Origin of the sequence: Phormidium sp. CCY1219 (genome assembly GCF_035615515.1) — a bacterium.
Lineage (GTDB): Bacteria > Cyanobacteriota > Cyanobacteriia > Cyanobacteriales > Laspinemataceae > CCY1219.
The window spans coordinates 1-494 of record NZ_JAJENT010000648.1; the positions used below are offsets into that span (position 1 = coordinate 1).

1 protein-coding gene is annotated in these 494 nt (G+C 51.6%); it reads right to left on the bottom strand.

From position 1 onward, the window contains the following. Positions 1-255: 255 nt before the first annotated feature. Positions 256-494: hypothetical protein (locus LKK83_RS18625; RefSeq protein WP_324632779.1), on the bottom strand; the 239-nt coding region annotated here is incomplete at its 5' end.

The window sequence follows — 494 nt, forward strand, 5'->3', positions numbered from 1 at the left end:
GGGGCAACCGAACCCGCTGCACACCCAATTCTCAATATAGTTTTGACGGCGGCTAAAGCCGCACGTTCGTTTTTCCTACCCCGGCTAAAGCACGGGGGTTTCCAAACGGATCGGAGGTTATCATGAATCACCTGTAAGTCCTGAATCCAAAAAACCTCCAGCGGCGGAAGAGGCCGAAGTTTTTCCGGCAAATTCCGATAACTAGAATTGTAGTTTTGCCCTAGTTGTTCGTCAAGATTTTGTTGTTAATTTTTGTTAAGTCAGTTTGTCCAAAAAGCAGCGGTTCTCCCAGCTAATCACGTATTGTAGAGGCAATAAGCCTCTGCGGAGTTTGGCCGATCGCCTAGAGGTCGGGGTATCGACGCTTTCAGACTGGGAGTTGAGCAAGTCGATGCCGCGTTCGTGGCGCTTGGTGGAAATTTTAGCTTCTCGGCGGGAAGCCCCGCGCTCTACCCGTGCTTGGTGAGCGTCGGGATGAGAGCCAGGGGAAATGG